The organism is Nocardia thailandica NBRC 100428 (genome assembly GCF_000308795.1).
GTDB classification, from domain to species: Bacteria; Actinomycetota; Actinomycetes; order Mycobacteriales; family Mycobacteriaceae; genus Nocardia; species Nocardia thailandica.
In genome coordinates this window covers 1-720 of record NZ_BAGK01000027.1, presented here as the reverse complement: position 1 = coordinate 720, position 720 = coordinate 1, and the positions used below count along the sequence as shown (strand labels likewise).

Annotated in this window: 1 protein-coding gene; it reads right to left on the bottom strand. The window is 68.5% G+C overall.

What is annotated here, in order from left to right:
• Positions 1 to 323: 323 nt before the first annotated feature.
• On the bottom strand, positions 324 to 720 hold a 397-nt coding region (locus ON36_RS03020), incomplete at its 5' end, for a hypothetical protein (protein WP_043647439.1).

Here is a 720-nt window from a genome sequence, read left to right as displayed (position 1 = left end):
ATGCTCGTCGTATTCGTTGTCCGATTACGTGAGTTGGTCATGTCAGGAGAGTGTCCAGACGGGTAGTTATCAAACCGTGATTCGATGATTTCTCATGTTCTCGTCAGGTGGGTGAATTCCGGTCGGTACGCGGGAACGACGCGGCGAGGCGCACATAGTGCCTGGTGAAGACCGGTTTTTGTGACGGATGGCGGCGGCCGCCGAGGGCGGATGGTGGTGTGATCTGTATCACTTTCGGGTTTATTCGGTGATATCCCTGGGAAATGTACGCCTCGGCGACGAATTCACCGGATCGCCACTTCTCTCCGTGTCCGCCCGCGTGGTCAGGGCATTTCCACGGTCTCGGCCCGGGCGATCTCGGCCAGCGCCCGCCGCAGCGAATCGGTCGCGGGCACGCCGGTGGTCCCGCACAACCGCGCGGTGAGTACGACGCCCGCCGCCTGCAACGCCCGCGGCGGTGGTGGCGGCTCGTCGGACCCGCTCACCCCCAGCGCGCCCGTGAGCGCCGCGACGAACGCGGCGGCCTCGAGCTCCGGCAGCCATGCCGCGCCCCGCACCGCCGGTTCCAGCACGGCGCGCACGTCGTCGCCGTCCAGCCCGTCCGGATGGGCGATCTCGAGCTGCTCGCGCACCATCGCGGCCAGCACCACGCCCACCTGCTCGGCCGGCAGCTCGGCCAGGTCGTCGAGCGCCGCGCGCACGGCCGCGGCGTCGGCCGCC